Here is a 252-nt window from a genome sequence, read left to right on the forward strand (position 1 = left end):
GAATTGGATTGGGAAGAACCCGAGCGTGTTGCAGATTCAGTGGAAAAAATGGGTCTTAAGCATGTCGTGATTACTGCTGTTGCTCGTGATGACTTAAAAGATGGCGGTGCGGGGGTATTTGCAGAAACTATTAGAGCCGTAAGACGCCGAAATCCATTTTGCAGCATTGAAGTTCTTCCTTCTGACATGAAGGGTGAATATGAAAGCTTAAAAACATTAATGGATGCAAGGCCAGATATTTTAAATCACAAT

1 pseudogene is annotated in these 252 nt (G+C 41.7%); it reads left to right on the plus strand.

From position 1 onward, the window contains the following. Window positions 1–252 (plus strand): annotated as a pseudogene (locus V7659_RS28950) (lipoyl synthase); the annotation flags it as partial.

This window comes from Neobacillus drentensis, from assembly GCF_036966985.1.
Classification (GTDB): Bacteria; Bacillota; Bacilli; order Bacillales; family Cytobacillaceae; genus Neobacillus; species Neobacillus drentensis_E.